This is a genomic window from Pelomonas sp. Root1444 (genome assembly GCF_001426885.1).
GTDB lineage: Bacteria > Pseudomonadota > Gammaproteobacteria > Burkholderiales > Burkholderiaceae_C > Pelomonas.
This window is the reverse complement of sequence record NZ_LMFP01000007.1, coordinates 29964-47828: the sequence shown is the minus strand read 5'-3', so window position 1 is coordinate 47828 and position 17865 is coordinate 29964. Positions and strand designations below refer to the sequence as shown.

Annotated in this window: 19 protein-coding genes; 2 read left to right on the top strand and 17 right to left on the bottom strand. The window is 66.0% G+C overall.

All coding sequences use genetic code 11. From position 1 onward, the window contains the following. Positions 1-101: 101 nt before the first annotated feature. The 6 genes from ASD35_RS09550 to ASD35_RS09525 form a co-directional block, all read right to left on the bottom strand. Complete coding sequence (locus ASD35_RS09550) at positions 102-410, bottom strand: addiction module antidote protein (RefSeq protein ID WP_056874708.1); 309 nt, start codon at positions 408-410, stop codon at positions 102-104. Between the two features lie 3 nt (positions 411-413). Continuing rightward, positions 414-713 carry a type II toxin-antitoxin system RelE/ParE family toxin gene (locus ASD35_RS09545; RefSeq protein WP_056874707.1) on the bottom strand — a complete coding sequence of 100 codons (300 nt, stop codon included), beginning with the start codon at positions 711-713 and terminating at the stop codon, positions 414-416. 57 nt (positions 714-770) lie between these two features. After that, complete coding sequence (locus tag ASD35_RS09540; protein WP_056874706.1) at positions 771-1154, bottom strand: DUF5329 domain-containing protein; 384 nt, start codon at positions 1152-1154, stop codon at positions 771-773. A gap of 5 nt (positions 1155-1159) precedes the next feature. Further along, complete coding sequence (locus ASD35_RS09535) at positions 1160-1573, bottom strand: DUF4259 domain-containing protein (RefSeq protein ID WP_056874705.1); 414 nt, start codon at positions 1571-1573, stop codon at positions 1160-1162. Positions 1574-1655: 82 nt separating this feature from the next. After that, positions 1656-1919 carry a Txe/YoeB family addiction module toxin gene (locus tag ASD35_RS09530; RefSeq protein ID WP_056874704.1) on the bottom strand — a complete coding sequence of 88 codons (264 nt, stop codon included), beginning with the start codon at positions 1917-1919 and terminating at the stop codon, positions 1656-1658. Beyond that, positions 1916-2158 carry a type II toxin-antitoxin system Phd/YefM family antitoxin gene (locus ASD35_RS09525; RefSeq protein ID WP_056874703.1) on the bottom strand — a complete coding sequence of 81 codons (243 nt, stop codon included), beginning with the start codon at positions 2156-2158 and terminating at the stop codon, positions 1916-1918. The genes ASD35_RS09530 and ASD35_RS09525 overlap by 4 nt, the downstream gene beginning before the upstream one ends. Positions 2159-2236: 78 nt before the next feature. Here ASD35_RS09525 and ASD35_RS09520 point away from each other — a divergent pair, with 78 nt between their 5' ends. Continuing rightward, a complete protein-coding gene (locus ASD35_RS09520) occupies positions 2237-2593 on the top strand; it encodes a type II toxin-antitoxin system VapC family toxin (RefSeq protein ID WP_082580056.1) in 357 nt (118 codons plus the stop codon). Positions 2594-2807: 214 nt separating this feature from the next. Here the strand turns inward: ASD35_RS09520 and ASD35_RS09515 are convergent, their stop codons facing one another. From ASD35_RS09515 to ASD35_RS09500, 7 genes are all read right to left on the bottom strand, one after another. After that, entirely contained in the window at positions 2808-3683 is an 876-nt protein-coding gene (locus tag ASD35_RS09515; RefSeq protein WP_056874702.1) for a DNA adenine methylase, read from the bottom strand. An 11-nt stretch (positions 3684-3694) separates the two neighbouring features. Beyond that, a complete protein-coding gene (locus tag ASD35_RS26540; RefSeq protein ID WP_162254441.1) occupies positions 3695-5479 on the bottom strand; it encodes an AAA family ATPase in 1785 nt (594 codons plus the stop codon). A 210-nt stretch (positions 5480-5689) separates the two neighbouring features. Continuing rightward, a complete protein-coding gene (locus ASD35_RS27985) occupies positions 5690-5950 on the bottom strand; it encodes a hypothetical protein (protein WP_235538301.1) in 261 nt (86 codons plus the stop codon). Then, entirely contained in the window at positions 5836-6309 is a 474-nt protein-coding gene (locus tag ASD35_RS09510) for an ORF6N domain-containing protein (RefSeq protein ID WP_235538299.1), read from the bottom strand. The genes ASD35_RS27985 and ASD35_RS09510 overlap by 115 nt, the downstream gene beginning before the upstream one ends. Then, the gene (locus ASD35_RS09505) at positions 6306-11396 is read right to left on the bottom strand and encodes an alpha-2-macroglobulin (RefSeq protein WP_056874701.1); all 5091 of its coding nucleotides are present in this window, start codon (positions 11394-11396) and stop codon (positions 6306-6308) included. Before ASD35_RS09505 ends, ASD35_RS09510 begins: the two co-directional genes overlap by 4 nt. A 72-nt stretch (positions 11397-11468) precedes the next feature. After that, the gene (locus tag ASD35_RS27100; protein ID WP_157275471.1) at positions 11469-11621 is read right to left on the bottom strand and encodes a hypothetical protein; all 153 of its coding nucleotides are present in this window, start codon (positions 11619-11621) and stop codon (positions 11469-11471) included. Positions 11622-11695: 74 nt separating this feature from the next. Beyond that, the gene (locus ASD35_RS09500) at positions 11696-12598 is read right to left on the bottom strand and encodes a helix-turn-helix domain-containing protein (protein WP_056874700.1); all 903 of its coding nucleotides are present in this window, start codon (positions 12596-12598) and stop codon (positions 11696-11698) included. A 101-nt stretch (positions 12599-12699) separates the two neighbouring features. Here ASD35_RS09500 and ASD35_RS09495 point away from each other — a divergent pair, with 101 nt between their 5' ends. Continuing rightward, complete coding sequence (locus tag ASD35_RS09495) at positions 12700-13605, top strand: DMT family transporter (RefSeq protein WP_056874699.1); 906 nt, start codon at positions 12700-12702, stop codon at positions 13603-13605. Here ASD35_RS09495 and ASD35_RS09490 read toward each other — a convergent pair. From ASD35_RS09490 to ASD35_RS09475, 4 genes are read right to left on the bottom strand one after another with little or no spacing between them, the layout of a single operon-like run. Further along, a complete protein-coding gene (locus ASD35_RS09490; RefSeq protein ID WP_056874698.1) occupies positions 13544-14521 on the bottom strand; it encodes a branched-chain amino acid ABC transporter permease in 978 nt (325 codons plus the stop codon). The two genes, ASD35_RS09495 and ASD35_RS09490, sit on opposite strands and share 62 nt — an antisense overlap. Further along, complete coding sequence (locus tag ASD35_RS09485; protein WP_056874697.1) at positions 14518-15405, bottom strand: branched-chain amino acid ABC transporter permease; 888 nt, start codon at positions 15403-15405, stop codon at positions 14518-14520. Before ASD35_RS09485 ends, ASD35_RS09490 begins: the two co-directional genes overlap by 4 nt. An 18-nt stretch (positions 15406-15423) precedes the next feature. Further along, positions 15424-16620, bottom strand: coding sequence for an ABC transporter substrate-binding protein (locus ASD35_RS09480; protein ID WP_056874696.1), 1197 nt, complete (start codon positions 16618-16620; stop codon positions 15424-15426). 31 nt (positions 16621-16651) lie between these two features. Further along, entirely contained in the window at positions 16652-17365 is a 714-nt protein-coding gene (locus tag ASD35_RS09475) for an ABC transporter ATP-binding protein (RefSeq protein ID WP_056874695.1), read from the bottom strand. Between the last annotated feature and the right edge of the window lie 500 nt (positions 17366-17865).

Genomic DNA, 17865 nt, shown 5'->3' with positions numbered 1-17865 from the left:
CGCAAAGCACAACCATAGCTCGGGCTATGGCGAGCATTTGCAACGACGAGCGGCGGCGTTTTGGCGTGCAGGGCGGGCATGGGTGAAAGCCTCTCAACCTCTCAGGCCGGGTGGATAGGCTGGGCCACCAGCCGCACGCCCAGGGCCGCGCAGACGCGGCTCACCGTGTCGAAGCGTGGCTCGCTGCCGGGGCGCAGTGCCTTGTAGAGGGCTTCCCGTGTGATGCCCGAGTCCTTCGCCACTTGCGTCATGCCGCGGGCGCGGGCGATGTCGCCCAGCGCGGCGGCCAGCAGCGCCGGATCGCCCTCCTCCAGCACGGTGGTCAGGTAGGCGGCGACGTCCTGCTCGCTGTTCAGGTACTCGGCCGCATCGAACTCAGGCAGTTCGGAGACGTGGGTCTTGCGGGTCATCGTTCAATCCTCCAAAGACTGGGCCAACCGGATGGCCTTGCGGATGTCGGCCTGCTGCGTGGACTTGTCGCCGCCCCCCAGCATCACGATCAGCGCGTCGCCGCGCTGGACGTAGTACATGCGCCAGCCGGGGCCGAAGTGCTCGCGCATCTCGTACACGCCGTCGCCCACGGCTTCCACATCGCCCAGGTTGCCCAGCTGCGCCTTGCGCAGCCTTTTGACGAGGCGCACCCGAACGAGGCCGTCTTTCAGGCCTTGAAGCCAGTCAGAGAACTCGTTGAGCTGGCGGACGGTGAAGCTCATGGCATAAATGTAATCGAACGATTACACGGGTTCAATCCGGCTCGGTGAAGCCCCCGGTCACCGCGGGCTGGATGCCGCCGCCCGCGCAGCCCGCACCTGCCGCAGCTCCGCCGTCAACCACTTGGCACTCTCCACCGGCACCTTGCCGGCGCAGCGCACGAGATACGGCTTGCCGCTCATGCTGCTGCCGGACGCGCCGCGTTCGATGAACTGCTCGGCCGTCTTCACCAGGTCCTTGCCTTCCAGGTAGTCGAGCTTCTTCAGCAGATGCGCCTTGGCGTCCGCGCCGGCATACCAGCTGCCGTTGCGGTTGAACTCGCAGCCGGAGGCTTGCAGGTGGCTCAGCAGGGCGTCGACTTCGGCGCGGGCGGAGGCCGGCAGGGGTGCTGCGCCCACGCTGGCGGTGAGCAGACCCCCGAGCAGGAGAAGGACGGCGCGCATCGGCCTCAACCCGGCGTGACCGCCAGCCGCAACGCCGCCACCGAGGCGCGCCAGTCGGCGGCCGACTCGCTGTCGTCCCACAACTCGGCCAGCTCGGAGTCATCGGCCACCACCCGGTCCAGGACGCGGCGTGCCTTGTCCAGCAACGCTGGCGATGGCCGCACGCCCACGCCGGTGATCCAGGCCTGCAGGCCTTCCGGGCCACCGGTGATCGGCGGGCTGCGGCCGAGCAGCTGGGCCACCACCGCCACCGCCGCGACCGCCTCTTCGGCGTCGGGCGCTTCCAGGTAGCCGCTCGACGCATCCAGCACCCGGTCCAGCGTGGCCTCGATGTGGGACAGGTCGGTGGCGTCCATCAACACATAGGCCCAGTCGCTGGCGGTGTCGTTGGCAAAGGGTTCGTGTGACCAGGCACCCATGGGTGGTCCTTTGGTGAGTTGGATGGATCGGCGGCGCGGCGGTTGTGGATCGGTCCAGCCTGCTGCGGGCAGCATGGAGGCCTCATTCGTAATGCGTCCACATCCGCAGCACCTTCACAGTCTTCTCGTCGGTCAGCACTTGGTACACCAGCCGATGCTGAATGTTGATCCGCCGCGAATAGGCGCCGGCCAGATCGCCGACGAGCTTCTCGAACGGCGGGGGGTTCTGGAAGGGGTCGACCTGGAGCACCGCGAGCAACTCCTGCGCCTTGACCTTGAGGCCGCTGGCGCTGAGCTTCTGAGCGTCCTTTTGCGCATGCTTGGTGTAGACGAGCCGCCAGCTCACCAGCCGGGCTCCGTGGCGCAGTCATCCAGGGGTTCGGCCATGCCCTCCTTGATGGACTCGCGCATGCCCGGCACGGCCAAGAGGTGCAGCGTTTCTTGAATGGCCTTCCAGTCCTCGGCGGACAGGAGCACGGCGTCATTGCGCTTGCCGGAAATCGTGATGGGCTGGTGGGACTCGGCGGCCTCGTCGATCAGGCGGTAGAGGTTGGCGCGGGCGTCGCTGGCGGTGAGGGTGGTCATGGGCGGCTCTTTGTTCGAAGCGTACGCATTTAAGTACGTAAACACAAGGGGGTCACGAGGGTTTAGGTCGAACCCCGCGTGCTCGCCTTCGTGGCGGAGCAGCCGCTGGAGGCGCTCTACGTCAGCACCGTCACGTTGGCCGAAATCCGCTTCGGCATCGAGCGCGTCACCGACGCCGCCCGGCGCGCGGAACTGGGTGCCTGGCTCACGAACAAGGTCCGGCCCATGTTCGAGCAGCGCGTGCTGCCGGTGTCAGAAGACGTGATGCTCGTCTGGCGGCTGCTGGCGGAGGAGGGGCGCAAGGGCGGGCATACCTTTTCGCAACCGGACTTGATCATCGCGGCGACGGCGGCTCACCATGGGCTGACGGTGGTGACGCGGGATGTGTCGGAGTTTGAGCGGGCGAAGGTGCCGGTGTTGAACCCGTGGGGGTGATGGCGCCGCGCGGGCATTTCGGCGCTAACCACCCTGCCACCGTTGATGGCCGTGGTGTCGCACGATGCTGGTTTCGCTGGCGGAGTTGCTCGGGGAGACGCCGCATGCGGCGACCGAACACAGGCAGCGCAAGCCAAGGTTGAGCTCCAGAAGTTCAGCAAAGCGTTTAGATTTTGGAACTGACCCCGAACCGTGACCCCGAACGGCGTGTGCGTCAAGCGGCGATGAGAGTCGACGGCAACTGCTCCTCGGGAATCGCCAGCTTGTGAGAGAAGAACATGACTTCATCGCCGACGTACCGCTTCTGCGCCGTGTAGTTGAGCCCGTAGGTTAGCCCTCGGCTCAGTTCATACATTTGGCAAATTTCTGCGGCATTGTCATATGACACCACCCAAGGTCTACTGAACCGAGGAGACTGCAGCAGCTTGGAAATTCGCAAGTGATCGTCGTGCGCGTAGAAGTTTCTGTAGAGCCCCTTGCCTTTCACGTAGTAGGGTGGATCAAGGTAAACGAGTGACCTTCGGGGAAGAAAGCTAGGCACACGAGCCAGCAGCGACCTTGCGTCCTCTGTGTAGACGCTGATGCCAGCGGAATGCTCAGCAATCCTCCGTAGGCGAGCGCCAAGCACTTCCTTTTTCAAGCGTGCGTCCATTTTGTAGACGCCTTCTTGCGCTTGACCGCCAATCACCCCGCCTTTCAGAATTCCAGATCTATTCGTGCGGTTCATAAATAGGGTGGCGAAGCCTTGTTCCACCATCCCAACCTCTACTTCGCCTCGCAGTACGGAGCGCCAGTAGAACCATTGCTCCATAGTCACGGGCGTGTCGTGGAGCAATCGCTGCAACTCCTCCGGAAATTTGGTGGCTGCTATCCAAAATGCGTACACCGCCGGATCGGCGTCGTTTATGTGGACGTGACTCGCATGTTTATGGAACAGCAATTCGAGTGCAACCCCCGCACCTCCAGCGTAAGGCTCAAGGTAATGTCCGCCACACAAGTCATTCCGCTTCATTACCTCCGCAATGAATGGCGCGAACTTGGCTTTCCCTCCGGGATAGCGGAGTGGCGTGTATAGCTTATTGGAGTACATCGAGTCAGACTTTAAGAGCTTTTTATCACTTTAGCTGGCTTTGCCTTCTTTGCACTGCTGGGGCCAGCAACATCCACTACCGCCCGCTCGAAGTCGGAGAGAAACTGCTCCACTCCGGCTGCGTTATCGGCTACCCAGCCCTCTATTATTTTCAGTGTACCGATAGACTCAAGTCGCCGCGTAAACCACTTCTTGGCGAAGTCCCTGTCAGCCGACACCTCGACCTCGGCCTCAGTTTCATTTGACTGCAGCGCCAAAATAGAGTTTTGGATGTGATCGGTACTATGCCCCGCCTTCCTAAGCATTTTTCGAGTTTCTGGATAGGTTGCCAAATCAGAAACCAAGGCCTTACACATCGACTCGATTATAGACTCAGGTGACTGCTTTACAGTGACGCGAGGATCAATTGGAAGACGCAGGACGTTGGTCGCGCCGCCCGTTTTGACACTGGTTGTGTCGGCGTCCAAGACGATCAGTACACTCTTAAAGTATTCGTCCGCCCTGAGTAAGCCCACGAGATTTGCGCACCCGACGCGCGCAGATATTATCTTGATTCGTCTCTGGGTCCTGCTCGCAATCGCCCTAAGTCTGGCCGGAGTAAGGATTGCACCAAGAAATAGTGCCGCCTCATCATCCTCGACATATACCTTCACCACCGGTTGCTCCGGTGGTTTCCTCAGGTTAAGGTACATGTCGTCATGAATCGCCTGATAGTCGGAAACATCAAGCAGTTCAACCGGCAAGCCCCCTTGAAGATAAACAATTGCATCTCGTCTATTTTTCGGGTCCGGCACCTCATGTATTTCAGCGTGCGCTTCGGCAAGCATTGTCAGCGAATGCGTTGTAGCGATTATTTGAAGTGACAGTCTGTTTGCCTGCGTCTTCAATTCCTGGAGTAGCTTAACTTGCGCCTGCGGATGGAAGCCTGCATCGATTTCATCGATAACGAGAATTCCTCCTGGATAATTTGGCAATTCGCGCTTCAGCTTCTGGAATGAAACGAGCGCAGTAGCAATTGCGCTGAGTGAATCTTGGCCCAAGGAAACGCCTGTACTGTCGTACCCGCCGTATGGCGGGTGAAGCGACATCTTCTTCGTATCCGCAACCCATTGCGCAGTAATCTCCGGTGAATCGTGATGCGCTCCGGTGTGAATAATCTTTCTGGTGAATTCATCGAGAAATTTTGCGTCCTCCGGATGTGGGGTCGACTTTGCATTTTTTAGCGTTTCCTCGGCTTCTCCTATAGGAAGCATTCGAATCATGCCCAAGTATATTGTTGGAACGGGGACCTTGCCGTCTGCGAGTATTTTGTATGGGCCGACGATCTTTTGCCCTTTGGGTTCATTGCGGGGCACAATGCGGAAACCGGCCGGGGATCTCTTGGTGACGTTGCACTTCTTCTCGAAGAAGTCGTTTCCTGCTCGATATTTCAGAAATATGCTCGGCTTCTTGGCCTCATCTTCAACGAAGTCGCGGTCACCAGAGAGTTGAATGATCTCATGGAGATTTGCTTGCGGGAGCTTTTCAAAGTATGAATTGCGACTCTTCCCCTTCCGAGACAGTCCAGAAGCATTGGATATCAACGCTAGTACAGTTGACTTTCCAATGCCGTTCCTGCCGGCAATCAGCGTTAGCCGCTGGGCGATTGGCAGCGTCAATCCCCCAAGTCTGCGGAACGGAATATCAGAAAAGCGGATCTCCTCTAGCCTAATGGGGAGCGGTGGAGTGGTGGGTGCCGCAGTCTTCCCTCCGGCCTGAGCGGATCCATCTGTCGAAAGGTTCTTCTTCTCTGGCAATTTATGTCTCCCTAGGGGCTGGCTGTGGATATTCGAAATTCGCGAAATTCTGGGTTGGTTCTCAAGTATTGCGGGGCACCGCGCCAACGCCTCCCGCGCATTGACGATGGCGCGTGGATCGGGGCCAGGTCTCAAATCTAAACCCCTCGCTTGAAGCTCGAAGACGGCGCCCTGAGCCAAGCTTGCAATTCGCACCATTGCGCTGCATGGCTACTTCTGGCCTTTCTTCTCCGGATCCTGATGCGTCACAAATCCGATGGGCCGCTTCGGTGGATCGGGCGGCGTCACCAGCTCTCGCAGCGCATCGAACACCTGCTTGAGCTGGGCACGCGTGTTGCGACTGAATGTGTCGTGGCTCATGGCCAGCGCCTCGGTCTTGTCCTCCAGTTCGGCCAGACGCTGGGCCAGGTCGGCGTGGGTTGCCGCCAGCTCGCGCACCCGCACAAAAGCCCGCACCACGTAGATCGACACCTCGACGGCGCGGGGCTGTTGAGCAGCGTGGCTGCCATCAAGGCGCCGTGCTCCGTGAAGACGCGAGGTGCATGGCGCCGCCCGCCATGGCCAGGGCTGGCGCTTGAGGTCGCAGATTGCGACCTCAAGAGGGCGAACTCCTCGGCGCTCAGCGTGAACATGAAGTCCTGCGGGAACCGCCCAAGGTTGCGCTTGACCGCCTCGTTCAGTCGCTTGGTCGGCACCTCATAAAGCGCAGCCAGCTCCGCATCCACGATCACGCGCTGAGTTCCGATCGTGAGGATGCGCGGCAGGATGGCGTCGGCCTGCGGCAGCTGAGCGGACGCAGGCCCGCGAGGGGCTTGATCGCTATCGCTCATCGCCTGTCCGCCACCGTGATCTCCCCTTCCGCCTTCCCGACCCCCCGAATCTCCGCCCGATACATATCCTCCGCAAACGTCGCCGGCACCACGTACCTGCCCGGCGTTACCACCCGCACCAGGTAGAACAAGTCCAACTGCCCACCCAGCCGCGCCGCCGCCACAAACCGGTCGTCGCGGTACTCGGTGTGGACGATGCGCTCGTTGGCATTCGCCTGCGCCACATTGACCCCCTCCACCGTGAACTCGCCGGCCTGCGGGCCCTGGCTCAGATTCAGGTTCTCAATCTCGAAGCCCGCCGGGATGCGGTCCACCACCAGGCCGTCCTTGATCTGCTGCGCGGCCTTCACGCGCAGGCGGACGATGAACATCTCGCCCGTCGTGAACTGTCGCGCCGTCACGGGCTTGCCGTCGGTCGTGAACATCGCGCGTTCCACCGAGATGCGGTCGCTGCTCGGGGCCAGCGGCTTGACGGGGTAGCCCTGCGCGGTGACGTCGACGTACAGCGGCGCGGTGCCCTCGTTCTTTAGCGCGACGCCCGCTTTCAGCTGGGCCAGGTCGAAGCTCTGCTGGCCGGTGCCGCTGCCGGTCCAGGCGCCGCTCTTGGCGCCGGCGGTCAGCGTAGTCTTCCAGCCGTCGTCCTTGCTGGCGCCGCTGGTCGCGGCCTGCACGGCGAGGAACAGCGCCAGGCGTTCCTGCGTGGAGTAGTAGTTGCGCTTCTGGAAGTCGTCGGCCAGGTCGAACAGCAGGTTCTCGCGCTTGTCATGCTGCACCTTGTGGCGCAGCAGCAGCGCATAGGCCAGCGCGCGGTCGCGGATGCGTGAGCCGTAGTCGCCCAGCCATTGGCCCCAATAACCATCGTCGGGCTGGTAGCCGTAGCCGCGCTGCATCGCATCGTCCAGGGCGACCTTGGCGCGGGCTTCGTCGCCCATGGCCTTCAGCGCCAGCGACAGGTGCACCAGCGGCAGCGGCGACAAGGCGCTGGCGCGGTGCTGGTCGTGCAGCGTGCGCAGTGTGGCCAACGGCGCCTTCTGCTCGCGGCCGAGGATGTAGCCCATGTGGGCGGCCTCGGCAAAGCGCTGGTGCGCCATGCGCATCGCCTCGGCGTCGCGGTAGTCGGCGAGCTGGCCCCTGTCGTTGCGGCGCGGCTCCTTGGGCGGCGTCATCTGCTGGCCGGGGCTGCGCTGGAACTGCTCGGTGAGGTTCTCCAGCGACTTCTTCAGCTGGCCTTCCGGCACCGCAAAGCCGGCGTCGCGCGCGTCCTGCAGGAAGCCGGTGACATAGGCCGTCAGCCAGCCCTCGTAGGGGTTGCTGGCCGCCCACAGGCCGTAGCCGCCGCGCGCCTGCTGCATGCCGGCCAGGCGGGCGAAGGCGCCTTCCAGCCGCTTGGCGCGTTCCTCGCGGGGCACGGGGGTCATGCCCCAGCGCTTTGCGGCCTCGTCGTCGATGAAGACCAGCGGGTAGGCGCTGGACGTCGTCTGCTCCAGGCAGCCGTAGGGGTACATCAGCAGGCCGCGCACCTGCTCGCGGATGTCGATGGGCGGCGTGTTGCTGACGCTCAAGGAGAGCGCCGCGGAGCCGGCCCAGTAGGCGTCCAGCAGCGCCTTGTCCACGGGCTGCGTGGCACCGGGCTCCAGGCGGATGCGGCGGCTCTCGCGCACCAGCGGGGTCACCGGCTGCACCTGCAGCGCCGCCTCGCGCACGAGGCTCAGCGGGCCGGCGCTGACGGTCAGCTTGATCGGCGCCAGGCCGTTGGCGTCCAGCGCCTCGGCCTGGAAGCGCAGGATCTGGCGTTGCTTGTCAGCCAGCTTCACCGATGCCGCGTCGCCGGTGATCCGCACGGGACCGGTGGCCGTCAGGGCCACGCGCACGTTCTGCGGCGCGCCGCTGAGGTTGGTCACGTCCAGCGCAATCGTGGCCTTGTCGCCCGGCGCGATGAAGCGCGGCATGTTCAGCTCGGCCACCAGCGGCGCGGCGACGACGGTGTCCGTCTGCGTCGAGCCGTAGCTGTCGGCGCTGCTCACCACGGCCATCAGCCGCAGCGTGCCGTTGAAGTCCGGCAGCTTCACGCTGATGCTGGCCTCGCCCTTGGCGTCCAGCGCCACCGGTCCGCTGAACAGGTCCACCAGCAGCACCTTGCGCGGCATGCTTTGGGTGTCCCGCTTGCCGGCGTCGCCGCCGAAGCGCTGCTGGGCGACGTTGCCGTCCATCTTCTCGATGAGGCGGCCGTAGAGGTCCAGGATGTCGGCGCCGTAGCGGTGCTTGCCAAAGAAGAAGTCGGCCGGGTCGGGCGTCTTGAAGTTGGTGATGTTCAGGATGCCCACGTCCACGGCGCTCACCGTGACGATGGCCTGCTTGCCCGCGAGCTGCGGCACCTTGACCTTGATGGGCAGGGCCGTGGACGGCACGGTCTTGGCCGGCGCCTCCAGCGCCACTTTCAGCTTGCGGTCCTCGCGGTTCAGCGGCAGGTGCACCAGGCCCAGCGCGCGCGCCGGCGTCACGCGGTCGCCCTGGCTGCCGGGGCGGAAGGCGGCGACCGTCACGTAGAGGTCGTTGCGCGCCCAACTCGCATCGACGGGAATGTCCAGCTCGGTGCCCGAGGCCTTCACGCCCACGCGCTTGCTCCACAGCACCTTGTCGCCCTCCACGGTGACGACGGCCTCGCCGTCGTGCGGCGGCTTGATGGTCAGCTTGGCGGTGTCGCCCGGCTTGAACGGCGAGCCCTTGAGCTGCAGCTGCACGCGGTCGGGGCGGTTGCCGATGTCGTCGGCGTCCTGCGCGCCATAGCCGGCGTAGAAGCCGTAGCGCAGCGTCTGCTGCGTGGCCGGGTCTTCGATCTCCAGGCGGTAGCGGCCCCACTTCACCGGCAGGTTGACGGTGGTCTTGGCGGCCAGGTTGAGGCTGCGCGCCTCGACCAGCTCGTCGGTCGTGTTGAAGCCGGAGTGCCAGCCGCGGCCGTCGTCATAACGCCAGTACCACTGGCGCTCCTCGTAGGTGAGCGTGAGCTTCAGGTCGCGGGCACCCTTGAAGGCACCGGTCGCGTCCACGCGCACGACCTCGAAGCCGGCCAGCCCGCCCTCGGGCGCGACGTTGCGGTCGAACAGCGGGCGCACGGCCACCAGCTCGGGCGCCGGCCACCAGGTGCGCTCGATGCTGCGCACCACCGGCCGGCCGCCGCTCTCCAGCAGGCTGAACGCGCCGCGCACGCGCATCGGCGAGCTGCGCTCCGACAGGTTGGCCGTCAACGTGACCTCGGCCTTGCCTTCGGCGTCCAGCTCCTGCTCGGGCACGTCGGTGCGCGAGCGCGCCTTGTCGTCCGCGAAGTCGCCGAACAGGAAGCCCGGCAGCTTGCTCGCCAGCGGGTTGACCAGGCGCTCGGTGGACACGGTGGCCTGCAGCCGGTTGCCGGCGGCGGGCGCGCCGTAGAGGTAGTCGCCCTGCACCTGCACGGGCAGGTTGACCTCGCCCACCAGCGCCGCGTCGGGCGCGCTCAGCGTGAGCTTCATGCGCTCGGGCAGGAACTCCTCGACCTTGAAGGCCCATTGCGCATCGGGCTGCTTGGCGGCGGGGTCGACCCGGGCCTGCAGCGTCCAGCCGCCAGTGGGTGCGTCGGCGGGCAGCGTGATGGTCTGCTGGAAATAGCCCTGGCCGGCCTTGGCGGGTTGCACCAGCGTTTCGACGAGCTTGTTGCCGTCGGGCTTCTTGACCGTCAGCGTCAGCGGGATGAGCTTGGCGGGCACGCGGCCGTCGGCGTCGCGGGACAGCACGGACACATTGAACGTCTCGCCCGGCCGGTACAGGTCGCGGCCGGCGTAGACGAACAGCTTGTTGGACCGCGACGGGTGGCCGGTGGCGTCGAACTCACTGAGGTCCAGCGCCGCGTCGCGCAGTGACAGCACGGACATCTCGTTGCCCTTGCGCGCCATGACGGCGCGCGCCTTGTCGAAGGTCTTGGCATTGGTGCCGGTGAACACGGCGTGACCGTCCCCGTCGGTCTGCGCCTGGGCCAGCGCCTTGCCGGTTTCGTCGACGAGGCTCAGCTCGATGCCGCCCTGCGCCTTGCCGCTCTTCAGCGACGTGGTGAACACGTCCAGCTGCGCGGCATGGCGGCGCAGGTGCAGGCCGATGTCGGTGACGTAGTAGTGCGTGACCTGGTAGTCCCAGCCGAAGCGGCCGGGCTGGCTCATCACGGCGATGTAGATGCCGGGCTCCTGCAGCTCCTTGATCTTCTCGACCGGCAGGAAGCTGACGTTGCGGCGGTTGGCACGCTCGTCGGTCTTGAAGCGAGTGATGTAGACGCTGTCGGTCATCGCGCGCAGCTCGTCCAGCGCCCAGCCGCCGACGGTGCCCTTCAAGCGGCGCTGGTTGTCGCCGTAGCCGTCGTAGTAGTAGTCGCCGTCTTCGGTTTCACCGCCGGAATGCCCGCGCTCGCGCCGGCCGCCCACCTGCTCCAGGAAGGCCGGCAGCGACGCCGGCTTCACGCGCAGGAACTGCACGTCCACCTCGGGCGTGTTGATGCTGACGACGGGCAGCCCGCCGTTCTGGCCGGCCGGCAGCACCAGGCCCTTGCTGGCGAAGTAGAAGCTCGCCGGCATGGCCTCGCTGGCGGCCTCGCAGGTCTGCGCGGTGGCCAGCTTGTTGCCGGAGTGCGAGGCCAGGCCCGCGTTCATCGTGATGCGGTAGGCGCGGTCCGGCGTGACGTAGGGCAGGTAGAGCACGCGCGGGTTGTCGCCCAGCACCCAGCGGGCGGCCAGCGGCTTGAAGCTCGCCGGATCGGCCGGCGTGGCCTTGGAGGACGGGTCGTCGGGGTCGGCCTTCCGGCCCGGCATGCCTTCGGCGGCGGTCAGCAGCGTGCCGAAGTCCTGCTTGCGGTCCAGCGCCTGCGTGAACATGACGGCGATGGCCGGCGAGCCGTCCAGCAGCCGCGCCTTGCACTCGCTGAAGGCGAAGGCCGCTTCCTCGGCGCCGATCTCGCTGCTGCTGAGCAGGCCGGGCGACTTGAAATGCTGCCAGGCGAAATAACCCGACACGGCCGCGCCGGCCACGAAAACGGCCGCCACGGCGGCCTGCACGATCCTGGATGCCATTCGATCTCTCCCTCGCTGCGGGGCGAGTGTAGGGAGGGATGTCGGCGCGGTCGGGGGGTGAAATTCCCCAGCTCAGCGCTGCGGCACCTGCATGACCAGCGGCTCGTCGAGCAGGCTGCCGACCGGCTCGCACAGCGTCATGACGAAGCCCAGCACCGACACGAGCAGCGTGGCGGTGAAGCGGTTGCGGGCGGAACTGAACATGCCGCCAATGGTGGGCCACATGGCCGCTCGGCGTGCCCCCTAACTCACCAGTGAATGCTGACGGCGTGTTGGCAGCAGCCGACGTTTTGCGGCCGTCAGCCGGCCGCAAGCGCGCGGCGCAGCTGGCCCGGCGTGGCGCCGGTGCCGGCCTTGACGTGCCGGCTCAGGTGGCTGGCGCCGGCGTAGCCGCAGGCGGCGGCGATGTCGGCGAGCGGCAGCACGGTCTGGCGCAGCAGCGCACGGGCGCGGTCCAGGCGCCGAGCGGCCACCCAGTCGTGCACCGTGCAGCCCATGGAGACGCGAAACATGCGCGCGAAATGGAACTCGGACAGGTGCGCCTCGGCGGCCAGCCGCGGCAGGCTGAGCTCGGCGCCGTCGAGGTGAGCGTCGACGAAGGCCAGCACGCGGCGCCGCGCCGAACTCGAAAGCCCGCCCGCCGCCCGCTCGGCCCGCTGGCGCTGCCGGGGGCGGGCCGCCTGCAGCAGCAGGTGGTCCAGCGCCGCCTGGCTCAGCGCGTCGATGCGCAGCCGCTCGGCCGGGTCCAGCCAGTCGCGCGCCGCGACGCCCTCGGCCCAGGCCGCCAGCGTGGCGTCCGCGCCGAAGATGCGCTGCTCCAGCGTGATCGCGCGTGGCTCGGCATCCAGCAGGCGCACGACGCGATCGGCCCAGGCGTCGGCGGAGAGGTAGAGGTGCACGAAGCGCAGCGGCCCGGCGACGTTCCAGCGCGACTCGTGCTCGGCCGGCAGGATGCAGTGGCAGCCGGGGCGGCCGGTCTCGCCTGGCGTCTCGATCAGGTGGGTGTCGTGCCCGCCCTGCAGGTAGACCGACAGCGTGTGGTGGCCCGGCCGCTGGTAGTCCATGCGGCCGCCGTGGTTGCGCCACTGCACCAGGCGCAGGCCGTCGGCCAGCGCCAGCTCGCGCTCGCGGCGCGCGTTGGAGCGGCCCAGCACGTCGAAGACGGGCTGGTCAGCGGTCGCGCCGGCGGTGAGGTGGGCCATGCGGCCATGCTACGGCCGCCGGCCGGGCGTGCGCCGTGACGGGGTCGACGATGCGCAGGAATGTGCAATCACTCGGCCGGGCCGCGCGCCACGATGGCGCCATGAATGCTTTCCTGTACCTGCTGGTCGTGCTCATCTGGGGCACGACGTGGATCGCGCTGAAGTGGCAGCTGGGGCCGGTGCCCATCGCGCTGTCCATCGCCTACCGCTTCGGGCTGGCGGCGCTGCTGCTGTTCGCGTGGCTCGTCTGGCGGCGCCAGCTGGTCGTGCCGCGCGGCAAGGCGCTGGGCTGGGTGCTGGCGCAGGGGCTGTGCCTGTTCTGCCTGAACTTCGTCTGCTTCCTGAACGCCAGCCAGACGGTGGCCAGCGGCCTGGTGGCCGTCGTGTTCTCCAGCGCGGCGCTGTGGAATGCGCTGCTGGCACGGGTCATCCATGGCCGTGCGATCGCGCCACAGGTGCTGGCGGGTGGCGCGCTGGGGCTGGCGGGCTTGGTGCTGCTGTTCTGGCCCGAGATCAGCGGCGGGCATGCGACGGCGGCCGGCCTGGCCTGGGCGCTGGGCGGCACGCTGTGCTTTTCCACCGGCAACCTGCTGTCGGCCGCGCTGCAGAAGGAGGGCCTGAAGCCGGTGCAGACCAACGCCTGGGGCATGGCCGTGGGCACGGCCATCCTGCTCGGCTACGCGTTGCTGGCCGGCGTGCCTTTTGCGTTCGACGTGAGCGCGCGCTACGTCGGCGCCCTGCTGTACCTGGCCATCCCCGGTTCGGTCGTCGGCTTCACGGCCTACCTGACGCTGGTCGGCCGGCTGGGGCCGGAGCGGGCGGCCTACAGCACGGTGCTGTTCCCGGTCGTCGCGCTGAACGTGTCGGCCTGGGTGGAGGGCTATGTGTGGACGGCGCCCGCGCTCGCGGGCTTGGTACTGGTGATGGCGGGCAATGTGCTGGTCTTCAGGAAGAAGCCCGCCGCTTCTCCAGCAACGCCATCGCCTCGCCCACCAGCCCGCGCCTGAAGGCCAGCACGCAGACGATGAAGATCAGCCCGGTGACGAGGCTGACCGATTCGCCCAGGCTGTTGAACCAGGCCACGCCGGTCAGCTCGCCCAGCCAGTTGCCGAAGTCGCCGATCTTGTTCTCCAGCGCGATGATGACCAGGGCGCCGACCATGGGGCCGACCAGCGTGCCCATGCCGCCCACCAGCGTCATCAGGATGACCAGGCCGGACGTCGTCCAAATCGCGTCGGTCAGCGTGGCGAAGCCCAACACCAGCGTCTTGGTGGCGCCGGCCAGGCCCGCCAGGCCGGCGGACAGCACGAAGGCCAGCAGCTTGAAGTGGGCGGTGTCGTAGCCCAGCGAGGTGGCGCGCGCCTCGTTCTCGCGGATGCTTGTGAGCACCTGGCCGAACGGTGAGTGGACGATGCGGTAGATCAGCCAGAAGGCCGCGATGAAGATGGCCAGGACGACGTAGAACAGCGTCAGGTCGCTCGTGAGGTCCAGCCCCAGGAAATGGCCCCGCGGCACGGACTGCAGGCCGTCTTCACCGCCGGTGAACGGCGCCTGCAGGAAGAAGAAGTACAGCATCTGCGCCAGCGCCAGCGTGATCATCGAGAAGTAGATGCCCGAGCGGCGGATGGCCAGCAGGCCGAACAGCAGGCCCACGCCGGCCGCGCCCAGCATGCCGACGACGAGGCCGACCGGCGTCGGCAGCCCCCAGACCTTGAGCGCATGGCCGGTCACGTAGGCGGCCGTGCCGAGGAAAGCCGCGTGGCCGAATGACAGCAAGCCGGTGAAGCCCACCAGCAGGTTGAAGGCGCAGGCGAACAGCGCGAAGCACAGCACCTTCATGACGAAGACGGGGTAGGCGCCCAGCAGGGGCAGCAGGCCGATGCCGATGAAGAGCGCGGCGTAGCCGAGGAGCTTCTTGTTCATTTCTCTTTTCCGAACAAGCCCGCCGGACGGACAAGCAGCACGATGGCCATGACGACGAAGACGACCGTGTTGGACGCTTCGGGATAGAACACCTTGGTCAGCCCCTCGACGATGCCCAACCCCAGCCCCGTCAGGATGGAGCCGAGGATGGAGCCCATGCCGCCGATGACGACGACGGCGAACACCACGATGATGAGGTTGGACCCCATCAGCGCCGACACCTGCAGGATGGGCGCGGCCAGCACGCCGGCAAACGCGGCCAGCGCCACGCCGCCGGCATAGGTCAGCGTCACCATGGCGGGGACGTTGATGCCGAAGGCCTGCACGAGCTTGGGGTTCTCGGTGCCGGCGCGCAGCTTGGCGCCCAGCGACGTCTTCTCGATCAGCGCCCAAACGGCGAAGCAGACGATCAGCGACGCGACCACGACCCAGGCCCGGTAGTTGGGCAGGACCATGAAGCCAAGGTTGGTGGCCCCCTGCAGCGCGTCAGGCACCTGGTACGGCTGGCCGGACACGCCGTAGACCGAGCGGAACACGCCCTCGATGACGAGGGTGATGCCGAAGGTCAGCAGCAGGCCGTAGAGGTGGTCCAGCTTGTAGAGCCACTGCAGCATCGTGCGTTCGATGACGATGCCGATGAGGCCCACGACGAATGGCGCGAGACCGAGCATGACCCAGTAGTTCAGCCCCAGGTATTCCAGCCCCATCCAGGCGAAGAAGGCCCCCATCATGTACAGCGCCCCGTGGGCGAAATTGATGATGTTGAGCATGCCGAAGATGACCGCCAGGCCCAGCGACAGCATCGCGTAGAACGAGCCGTTCACCAGGCCGAGCAGCAGCTGGCCCAGGAGGGCCGGCAATGGGATACCAAAGATCTCGGTCATCGCGCCGTGCTCAGCAGATCACTTTTTAACGAGCGGGCACTTGCTGTCAGCCAGCTTGGTAAATGCCTCGTCGCCGGGGATGCGGGTCACGACCTTGTAGTAGTCCCACGGCTCCGTCGATTCCTTCACCGACTTCACCTGCATCAGGAACATGTCGTGGATGCCGCGGCCGTCTTCCTTGCGGATGGTGCCCTTGGTGTAGAAATCGTTGATGGGCGTGGCCTTCATCTTGGCGATGACCTTGTCCGTGTCGTCGGTCTTGATCGCGTCCACGGCCTTCAGGTAGTGGGTCACGGCCGAGTAGTCCGCCGCCTGCAGCGACGAGGGCATGCGCTTCATCTTGTCGAAGAAGCGGCGGCTCCAGGCGCGCGCCTCGGGGGTCTGGTTCCAGTACCAGGAGTCGGTCAGGTACATGCCCTCGGTGGTCTTCAGGCCCAGCGAGTGCACGTCGTTGATGAACATCAGCAGGCCGGCCAGCTTCATGCCCTTGGTGACGCCGAACTCGTTGGCGGCCTTGATGGCGTTGATGGTGTCGCCGCCCGCATTGGCCAGGCCCAGGATCTGCGCGCCGGAGCCCTGCGCCTGCAGCAGGAAGCTGGAGAAGTCGCTGGCGTTCAGCGGGTGCTTGACGCTGCCCTTCACGGTGCCGCCGTTCTTCTGCACGACGGCCGTGGTGTCGGCCTGCAGCGCGGCGCCGAAGGCGTAGTCGGCGGTCAGGAAGTACCAGTTCTTGCCGCCCGCCTTGGTCACCGCGCCGCCGGTGCCGTTGGCCAGTGCCACGGTGTCGTACGCGTAGTGGATGGTGTAGGGCGTGCAGTTGGCGTTGGTCAGCGCCGAGCTGCCGGCGCCGATGGAGATGAAGGGCTTCTTCTTCTCGGCCGCGACGGTGGCCATGGCCAGGTTGGCGCCGGAGTTGGTGCCGCCGATCAGCAGGTCCAGTCCCTGCGTGTCCATCCACTCGCGCGCCTTGGCAGAGGCGACGTCGGCCTTGTTCTGGTGGTCGGCAAAGATGAACTCGACCTTCTTGCCGGCGGCCACGCCCTTCAGGTCCGCGATGGCCATCTTGATGGCCTCCACGCCGCCGGCGCCGTCGATGTCGGCATAGACGCTGGACATGTCGGTCAGGAAGCCGATCTTGATGACGTCACCCGAGACCTGGGCGTGGGCGGCGAGGCCGCAGGTGGCGATGGCAGTAGCGATGAGGGTCTTCTTCACGGATGTCTCCTGGGTGTGAGTCTTTGTGGGTTCAAACACTGAGCAGCTCGTCGAGCTGCGCCTGTTTGGCGGGCAGCTCGGCGGCAGGGAAGGAGAGCACGACTTCGCCGTGCTCGATGACGATGAAGTGGTCGGCCAGCGGCGCGGCGAAGCGGAAGTTCTGCTCCACCATGACGATGGTGAAGCCCTGGCTCTTGAGCGTGCGGATCATGCGCGCGAGGGCCTGGACGATGACGGGGGCGAGGCCTTCGGAGATCTCGTCGAGCAGCAGGATGTCGGCGCCGGTGCGCAGGATGCGCGCGACGGCGAGCATCTGCTGCTCGCCACCGGACAGGCGCGTGCCGGGGCTTTGGCGGCGCTCGGCGAGGTTGGGGAACATGGCGTAGATCTCGGCTTCGCTCATGGCCTTGCCGCGCTTGGCTTTCAGCGACGGTGGGAGGCGTAGGTTCTCTTCCGCGGTGAGGCTGGCGAAGATGCCGCGCTCCTCGGGGCAGTAGCCGATGCCGAGTTGGGCGATGCGGTGGGTGGCGAGGTGGATGGCCTCTTCGCCGTGGATCTTGATGCTGCCTTTGCGCGCGCCGGTGAGGCCGAGGATGGCGCGCAGCGTGGTGGTGCGGCCGGCGCCGTTGCGGCCGAGCAGGGTGATGACCTGGCCGGGCTGCACGGACAGGTTGATGCCGTGGAGGATGTGGCTTTCGCCGTACCAGGCGTGGAGGTTCTGGATTTCCAGTGCGGGGGTGGCCATGCTTTGTCAGCTTGCTCGGTGAAGCGTGCGTTTGCTCGGTGCATTGCCGGGAGTCCGTCCCGGCGGCCNGGTAACTTTCTTCTGCGGGGCCAGAAGAAAGTCACCAAAGAAGAGGCCCTGAACCGCACACGACCGCGGCGCCGCGAAGAGCGGCGCGCGAAAACTCTCTGCGCGGTTTCGGGCAGACGCGAACCGCTGCGCTCTCGCCGCTGTCCTTGTGACGAGTGCCATGGCGCGCCCCTTCACGCCGCCTAACGCCGGCTGCACGCCGGGCTCACCAGGAATACCGCGTCGCCGGGGCGACGCTACGGAGGTGCTGGCAGCGATCGCGTCGCCCGAGCGACGCTGCATTTCGTTTTCTCGTGAGCACGGCGTGCAGCCGCGCGTTAGGCGGCCCGCTGCGGCGATGAATGGTGCTGGTGACAAGGACAGCAGCGAGAGCGCAGCGGGTCGCGTCTGCCCATTCGCCGTTCGGCTGTCGCACGGCGCAGCTCGTGCAC

Coding starts and splice junctions, on each gene's coding strand:
- ASD35_RS09550 (WP_056874708.1), bottom strand. CDS start 410: ATGACCCGCAAGACCCACGTCTCCGAACTGCCTGAGTTCGATGCGGCC.
- ASD35_RS09545 (WP_056874707.1), bottom strand. CDS start 713: ATGAGCTTCACCGTCCGCCAGCTCAACGAGTTCTCTGACTGGCTTCAA.
- ASD35_RS09540 (WP_056874706.1), bottom strand. CDS start 1,154: ATGCGCGCCGTCCTTCTCCTGCTCGGGGGTCTGCTCACCGCCAGCGTG.
- ASD35_RS09535 (WP_056874705.1), bottom strand. CDS start 1,573: ATGGGTGCCTGGTCACACGAACCCTTTGCCAACGACACCGCCAGCGAC.
- ASD35_RS09525 (WP_056874703.1), bottom strand. CDS start 2,158: ATGACCACCCTCACCGCCAGCGACGCCCGCGCCAACCTCTACCGCCTG.
- ASD35_RS09515 (WP_056874702.1), bottom strand. CDS start 3,683: ATGTACTCCAATAAGCTATACACGCCACTCCGCTATCCCGGAGGGAAA.
- ASD35_RS09510 (WP_235538299.1), bottom strand. CDS start 6,309: ATGAGCGATAGCGATCAAGCCCCTCGCGGGCCTGCGTCCGCTCAGCTG.
- ASD35_RS09505 (WP_056874701.1), bottom strand. CDS start 11,396: ATGGCATCCAGGATCGTGCAGGCCGCCGTGGCGGCCGTTTTCGTGGCC.
- ASD35_RS27100 (WP_157275471.1), bottom strand. CDS start 11,621: ATGTGGCCCACCATTGGCGGCATGTTCAGTTCCGCCCGCAACCGCTTC.
- ASD35_RS09500 (WP_056874700.1), bottom strand. CDS start 12,598: ATGGCCCACCTCACCGCCGGCGCGACCGCTGACCAGCCCGTCTTCGAC.
- ASD35_RS09495 (WP_056874699.1), top strand. CDS start 12,700: ATGAATGCTTTCCTGTACCTGCTGGTCGTGCTCATCTGGGGCACGACG.
- ASD35_RS09490 (WP_056874698.1), bottom strand. CDS start 14,521: ATGAACAAGAAGCTCCTCGGCTACGCCGCGCTCTTCATCGGCATCGGC.
- ASD35_RS09485 (WP_056874697.1), bottom strand. CDS start 15,405: ATGACCGAGATCTTTGGTATCCCATTGCCGGCCCTCCTGGGCCAGCTG.
- ASD35_RS09475 (WP_056874695.1), bottom strand. CDS start 17,365: ATGGCCACCCCCGCACTGGAAATCCAGAACCTCCACGCCTGGTACGGC.